Source organism: bacterium, assembly GCA_030247525.1.
Taxonomy (GTDB): Bacteria; Electryoneota; JAOADG01; order JAOADG01; family JAOADG01; genus JAOTSC01.
The window spans coordinates 1-6,990 of record JAOTSC010000169.1; the positions used below are offsets into that span (position 1 = coordinate 1).

At 50.8% G+C, this 6,990-nt stretch carries 8 protein-coding genes; all 8 read left to right on the top strand.

Annotated elements, in window-relative coordinates:
• A partial coding sequence (gene rpsD, locus OEM52_12640; GenBank protein ID MDK9700987.1) for a 30S ribosomal protein S4 occupies nucleotides 1-441 on the top strand: 441 nt, incomplete at its 5' end.
• A gap of 29 nt (nucleotides 442-470) precedes the next feature.
• Nucleotides 471-1,457: a DNA-directed RNA polymerase subunit alpha gene (locus OEM52_12645; protein MDK9700988.1), complete on the top strand. Its 987-nt coding sequence runs from the start codon at nucleotides 471-473 to the stop codon at nucleotides 1,455-1,457.
• 180 nt (nucleotides 1,458-1,637) lie between these two features.
• Nucleotides 1,638-2,216, top strand: a complete 579-nt coding sequence (rplQ, locus tag OEM52_12650) for a 50S ribosomal protein L17 (GenBank protein MDK9700989.1) — start codon at nucleotides 1,638-1,640, stop codon at nucleotides 2,214-2,216.
• A gap of 230 nt (nucleotides 2,217-2,446) precedes the next feature.
• Nucleotides 2,447-4,111, top strand: a complete 1,665-nt coding sequence (gene hutU / locus OEM52_12655) for a urocanate hydratase (GenBank protein MDK9700990.1) — start codon at nucleotides 2,447-2,449, stop codon at nucleotides 4,109-4,111.
• A 17-nt stretch (nucleotides 4,112-4,128) separates the two neighbouring features.
• Nucleotides 4,129-4,569, top strand: a complete 441-nt coding sequence (locus OEM52_12660) for a secondary thiamine-phosphate synthase enzyme YjbQ (protein ID MDK9700991.1) — start codon at nucleotides 4,129-4,131, stop codon at nucleotides 4,567-4,569.
• Nucleotides 4,570-4,609: 40 nt separating this feature from the next.
• The gene (gene accC / locus OEM52_12665) at nucleotides 4,610-6,127 is read left to right on the top strand and encodes an acetyl-CoA carboxylase biotin carboxylase subunit (protein MDK9700992.1); all 1,518 of its coding nucleotides are present in this window, start codon (nucleotides 4,610-4,612) and stop codon (nucleotides 6,125-6,127) included.
• Nucleotides 6,127-6,666, top strand: a complete 540-nt coding sequence (locus tag OEM52_12670) for an acetyl-CoA carboxylase biotin carboxyl carrier protein subunit (GenBank protein MDK9700993.1) — start codon at nucleotides 6,127-6,129, stop codon at nucleotides 6,664-6,666. The genes accC and OEM52_12670 overlap by 1 nt, the downstream gene beginning before the upstream one ends.
• Nucleotides 6,663-6,990 (top strand): methylmalonyl-CoA mutase family protein (locus OEM52_12675; GenBank protein MDK9700994.1); only part of this gene is annotated, 328 nt, incomplete at its 3' end. The genes OEM52_12670 and OEM52_12675, both read left to right, overlap by 4 nt.

Here is a 6,990-nt window from a genome sequence, read left to right on the forward strand (position 1 = left end):
ATGTATGGTATGGTCGAAGCGCAGTTCCACGGGTTCTATGAAAAAGCGCTCCGCCAAACCGGTATTACCGCATCCAATTTGATGGTTATGCTCGAATCACGACTCGACAATATCGTGTATCGGATGGGATTTGCCCCGTCACGCGCTTCAGCCCGCCAATTGGTTCGCCACGGACATTTTATGGTTAACGGTCGTCGTGTCAACATCCCCTCGTACCAATTAGGGAATGGAGATATCGTACGGGTGGCGGAAGCCGAGCATTCCCGGAAATTAGTGATTATTCATGATGCGATGAAACGTGTCAATACCTCGCGAATGCCGACCTATGTCTCGCTCGATAAAGCGAAGATGGAAGGTACGTTCTCGCGGCCGGAGCGGAGTGATATTCCTGAAACTATGAAACTGCGCGAGCAGCTCATTGTCGAATTATACTCCAAATAAATTGTAGCGATCTTACTTTAGAGGAACGAATGAACGGACCGGGTTTGGTAATGCCGGAGCAGGTTGAGCTGGATGAGTCCAGTTACTCGTCTACGTTTGGGCGCTTCATTATTCAACCCCTCGAACGCGGCTATGGTGTCACGCTTGGGAATGCACTGCGGCGAATGTTGATATCGTCGATCCCCGGCGCGGCAATCACTGCGATCCGGATCGACGGAGTCTTGCACGAATTCACCACGATCCCCGGCGTTGCCGAAGATGTGGCGGAAGTGGTGTTGAACCTGAAGCAGGCTCGATTCAAGCTCTTGAATAAGAAACCGGATAAGGTGGAACTGCAATTGCGTGGTCCCGGTGTATTTACTGCCGGTGATTTACAACGCAATACCACTGACTTCGAAGTGTTGAATCCCGACTTGCACATTGCGACCTTAAACGATAAAGCGAGATTCGGTATTGAAGTCACGATACGTCGTGGTCGTGGTTATGTCGCCGCCGAGGATAATCGGACGCAGGATACCCCGATAGGTATGATACCCATCGATAGTATCTTTACTCCGATTCGCAATGTTGTGTACAAGGTTGAGCAGACCCGGGTCGGACAGCGAACCGATTACGATAAGCTCATTCTCGAAGTAACAACCGATGGTTCGATCACGCCTGACGATGCAGTATCGTACGCTGCTCAATCAATGATGGATCACCTGAGATTGTTTGTCGTGTTTGACGTTGGAACAAAACCGGAAGATTCTGATTTCGACGACGAGACATTGCGCATTCGCAAAATCCTCAAGAAGCCTATCGAGGTCTTGGAAATGCCGATTCGCGCAGCAAACTGTCTACGCGAAATGCGAATTCGAACAATCGCTGATTTAGTCCGACGGGATGAAGAAGACCTGATGCGAGCCCGGAATTTCGGACGCAAGACGTTGGAAGAATTGCGAATTTTACTTTCCAAAGACGGTCTTGAGTTCGGTATGGATGTCGAGAAATATCTGCCGGAGTATCGCCTCCGTTAATCTGATAATTCGGTAGGGGCGTATGGCACACGCCCATGTCATTGCGAGGAACGCAGTGACGAAGCAATCTCAGTATGGGCAAAGATTATTTGCCCAAACCGGTGCGATAGACGTTTCAGTCTTTCGCCCAATTGAAAACTTGTATCGGACGACCGGTCTGAAGTAACAGAGTAGAGTATCATGCGTCATTTAAATTCCAAAATCTATTTGAACCGATCGAAGTCGCATCGCCGTGCGCTTTTGATGAACCTTGCGTTTTCCTTGTTTGAGCGCAAACGCATCACGACTACCCTTGCGAAAGCGCGCGCTGTTCGCAGTTATGCCGAGCGTTTAATAACGAAGGCGCGTACAGGAACGTTAGCGAATCGTCGGTTGGTGTTGGAAGAGATTCCGAACAAGGATCTCGTAAAACATTTATTCGACGAAATTGCACCACGCTTCAAGGATCGTCCCGGTGGTTACACGCGAATCGTGAAAACCGGATACCGGGTGGGTGACGCAGCGCCGATGGCATTCGTTGAATTGGTTGGCTACGAAGAAGAAATTATGAAGGCGGTACAGGAGCGTATCGAGGCAAAAGAAAACCTTAAGAAGGAAGAGAAGAAACCGGCAATTGCCCGGAGTAAGGGTGAGAAGAAAACGGTCTCTAACGAATCCGAAGTCGAGAAGACTGCGAAGAAGCGCTGGCCGCGTGGAAAGTGGCACCCCGGCGCGAAGAAAGGGTCGGCAAAGAAAACTGCTGCCAACCCTGCCAAGTAATTTCCGTGATTGTAGGGGCGGCTGGCAGCCGCCCTTATTCTTTTTGTGGGCGTAATGGCATACGCGCCATTTTTTTGTGTTAGCGAGGATTGTAGGGGCGGCTGGTAGCCGCCCTTTTCCAATCTGTCGCGATTTTCTTGTAACTCCCCACTATGCGTGAATATTTCGTATATTATAACCCGAACACGACCGACAAATTCACCTGATACAAGTTCCCGGAAGGCAAAGCAATGCAACTCCCGTTACAATTTCCGTTATCAGCGCCACACGGTTCAACTCTGCATGCTAAAGGTTGGCAGCAGGAAGCCGCCCTGCGAATGCTACTCAACAATCTCGATCCTGATGTCGCCGAGCGCCCGGAAGAATTGATTGTTTATGGCGGTCGCGGTAAAGCGGCGCGGAATATTCCCGCACTCAATGCGATTGTCAAGGAACTCCTCGCGCTGGAAAACGATCAGACATTACTCGTGCAATCTGGGAAACCAGTTGGAGTGATTCAAACTCATCCTGATGCACCGCGGGTATTGATTGCAAATTCCAATCTGGTACCAAATTGGTCTACTTGGTCGCATTTCGAGGAACTCGACCGTAAAGGCCTCATGATGTATGGGCAAATGACCGCCGGTTCTTGGATCTACATTGGCACGCAAGGAATTCTGCAAGGCACCTTTGAAACCTTTGCCGCGTTAGCGAAAAAACACTATGGCGGAACACTTAGCGGGAAGTGGGTGTTGACCGCCGGCTTAGGAGGAATGGGTGGTGCGCAACCCTTATCGGTCACCATGAATGGCGGTGTTGCGCTCTGCATCGAAGTTGATCACTCCCGTATCCAGCGACGATTAGAAACCAAGTATCTTGATGAAACCGCACCGAATCTTGACTTCGCAATATCCCGTATAAAAATGGCGCTGATGAGCAACCAAGCAGTTTCCATTGGCTTACTGGGAAATGCCGCCGACATCATTCCCGAGTTAGTGAAACGCGATTTCGTACCAGATGTTGTTACCGATCAAACCAGCGCACACGATGAGCTGAACGGATATATCCCTAATCATTTTACTTTGGAAGAAGCGCTTGAATTACGGAAATCCGATCCCGATACTTATCGCAAAGAGGCGTTCCGTGCGATGGCAGAACACTGTGAAGCAATCGTCGCGCTCAAGGATATGGGTGCGATTGCTTTCGATTACGGAAACAATCTTCGGGCAAAAGCGAAGGAAGGCGGTTTTATTCGTGCCTTTGAGTATCCCGGTTTCGTACCTGCCTACGTTCGTCCGCTCTTTTGCGAAGGGAAAGGTCCATTCCGATGGGCCGCGCTCTCCGGCGACCCGCACGATATCGCAGTCACCGACGAAGCGATTGTTGAGTTGTTTCCCCAAAACGAATCGTTACAACGCTGGATGAAACTCGCCAAAGAGCGAGTGAAGTTCCAAGGACTTCCGGCGCGCATTTGTTGGCTAGGTTATGGCGAACGCCATCTCGCTGGACTGAAATTCAACGAGTTAGTTGCCGCAGACAAAGTCAAAGCGCCGATTGTGATTGGACGCGATCATCTCGACTGTGGTAGCGTTGCCTCGCCATTCCGCGAAACCGAAGCGATGAAAGATGGCAGCGATGCCGTCTCTGACTGGGCTTTGCTCAATGCATTGGTCAACACCGCCTCCGGTGCGACTTGGGTTAGTTTCCATCATGGTGGTGGCGTTGGAATGGGTTTCAGTCAACATGCCGGACAAGTAATCGTTGCCGATGGCACGCCAGAGGCGGCAAAACGCTTGGAACGCGTTTTAACCAATGATCCGCTCATGGGGGTGTTCCGTCATTGCGATGCTGGTTACGATGAAGCGTGGGACTGTGCAGACCGCATGAATGTCCGTATCCCGATGGCTCGCTCATGATGCGCCGTGGGATGCCAATGGCAACATCAGCAAAGGAAGTGAAAATCCTTCACGAGCTGGTGCCGGTGGAAACCAAAGGCGATACCGATATCATCGATATCACAACCGATATCCAACGAATCGTACAAAAAACCGATGTTGAAGCGGGGATGCTTGTCGCTAGTGTCAACGGCTCGACCGCGTCGCTTACAACCATCGAATTTGAACCGGGACTGGTGAAAGACTTCAAAGCGGCATTAGAGCGGTTGTTTCCGAAAAGTATGGCTTATGCCCACGATGCGGCATGGGGAGACGGCAACGGCTATGCCCACATACGCGCCAGTATGATCGGCAGTTCCGTTACTGTTCCAATCCATCGTAGCAAACTACAACTTGGAACCTGGCAGCAAATCGTATTGATCGATTTCGATAATCGACCCCGACATCGCGATTTGTTTATTCAAATAGTCGGCCAATAATATTATTCGTAACCGTAGCAAACTCGCTGCGAGAGAAAACATGTTTCGCAAAATCCTGATCGCAAATCGTGGTGAAATCGCCATCCGAATCATGCGTGCCTGTCGCGAGCTGGGCGTTCGAACGGTAGCGGTATATAGCGATGCCGACCGCAGTTCGCCGCATACGCTTTACGCCGATGAAGTGATAAACATTGGTGCCCCGGCTTCGCGCGATTCGTATTTGCGAATGGACAAAATAATAACCGCCGCTAAGCGAAGCGGGGCAGAAGCAATCCATCCGGGTTATGGATTTTTATCGGAGCGTGCGGAGTTTGCGTTGGCGGTCGCCGAAGCCGGCATCGGTTTCATCGGCCCAACCGCCTCGGCAATCGCCGCAATGGGATCGAAAACTGCTGCCCGAACCCGAATGAAAGCGGTTGGTGTACCGGTCGCACCTGGAGTCGAAGAACCAGTGTCCGATCCGAAAATCGCGCTGCAAATCGCAAAGGAAATCGGTTTCCCGCTCCTGATCAAAGCTGCCCACGGCGGCGGTGGCAAGGGAATGCGGAAAGTGTTTCGCACCGATGATTTGCCGAACTCACTCGAAGCGGCAATGCGCGAGTCGCTTGCCGCCTTTAACTCCCGGGAAGTCTATCTCGAACGATTCATCGAAAATCCGCATCATATCGAGTTTCAAATTCTCGCCGACAAGTATGGCAATGTGATTCATTTGGGTGAGCGCGAGTGTTCTATCCAACGCCGTCACCAGAAATTGATTGAAGAATCACCCTCGCCGTTTATGACGCCGGAACTCCGAGAAGTAATGGGACAAGCGGCGGTCAAAGCGGCGCTGGCGGTGAATTATGAAAATGCCGGCACCATCGAATTTCTCGTCGATGCCCAACGCAATTTCTACTTTTTAGAAATGAATACCCGCTTGCAAGTTGAGCATCCCGTGACCGAATTCGTTACCGGCATCGATATTGTCAAAGCTCAGTTACAGATTGCCGCCGGTGAACCACTGCCATGGAAACAGGAAGATGTTAAACAGAACGGTTGGGCGATTGAAGGGCGGATTTGCAGCGAAGACCCGTTAAACCAGTTTCTCCCTTCGACCGGTCGCATCGTCCATCTCCGTGCCCCATCCGGTCCCGGGGTGCGAGATGATCGTGGTGTCAACGAAGGCAATGAAGTCACCTTGCATTACGATTCGTTGATTGCAAAACTGATTGTTTACGGCGCGACGCGCGACGAAGCGATTGCCCGGATGAAACGAGCCTTGGATGAGTATCATATCATCGGAATTAAAACCACGATTCCGTTTCTACACTGTTTAATGGGACATCCGGTGTTTGTTGGTGGCAATTACAATACAGGTTTTCTTGAAAATGAGATTGATCAGGTTTCGCTCACCAATCGCCGTAGCGACGTAAAGAAATTAGTCGCATTGGCAACCGCGTTGTACGAACAAAAACGCACGGGGAATCTCATCGACAACTCAAAGATATCAACACAAACACCTAGTGAACGTAACGGTTGGAAACAAACTGGTCGGTGGGACAATCTGAGAAAGCGATAATGGAAACGACTCAGTGGGAAAAATTCTTTGTGATGGTCGACGACGAAGAATTCGTTGTCGAACTACCGGTTGGCGATGATGTACCGATTGTTGCCCGCGTCGGTGATTCCGAAATTGCGGTTGAGTTTGAACCGGTTGCCGGTTCGATGTTATGGATGCTCCGAACGCCATCCGAAGGGATGACGTTGACATTGGAGTCAGACTTTAGCGGTTTGACTGCGCACGCCAAAGGGTGGAGTTTCGATGTTCGGATCGAAAACGAGAGTGCGCGTAAACTAAAATCGCTAATCAATAGTAATCGCCAACCCGAAGGTGAGATCCCGTTCCGGGCACCAATGCCGGGTATGGTGCAACGCTTCCTTAAAGCGGTTGGTGACCGCATTCATGTCGGTGAACCGATTGCAATTTTGGAAGCGATGAAAATGGAAAACGAACTACGCAGTACCGTCGCAGGTACGATAAGTCAATTGGTCGCTCAGCCGGGCGCGCCGGTTGATAAGGGGGCAGTGCTTGCGATGATTGCAGTGGAGGCATTGTGAGTAACGCACAAGAAAATTGGCGAAAGAAAGTCGAAAAGGAAATTGCAAAGAAACCGGAACGCAAGGATAAATTCCTGCTCGACTCCGGGATGGAAATCGAACGATTGTATTTCCCAGTTTCCCCCAATGATGAGTATGAAACAAAACAAGGATTCCCGGGTGAGTACCCCTACACCCGCGGCGTCTATCCTAACATGTATCATGGCCAGCTCTCGACGATCTACCACGCGCATTCGTCGAAGCAGAACCAGCTCCCGGCGAGCTTCGATGTCACCCACAAGGCGCGGCTGACGTGCCTGCTCGCCCACATCGGCCTTGTCATCG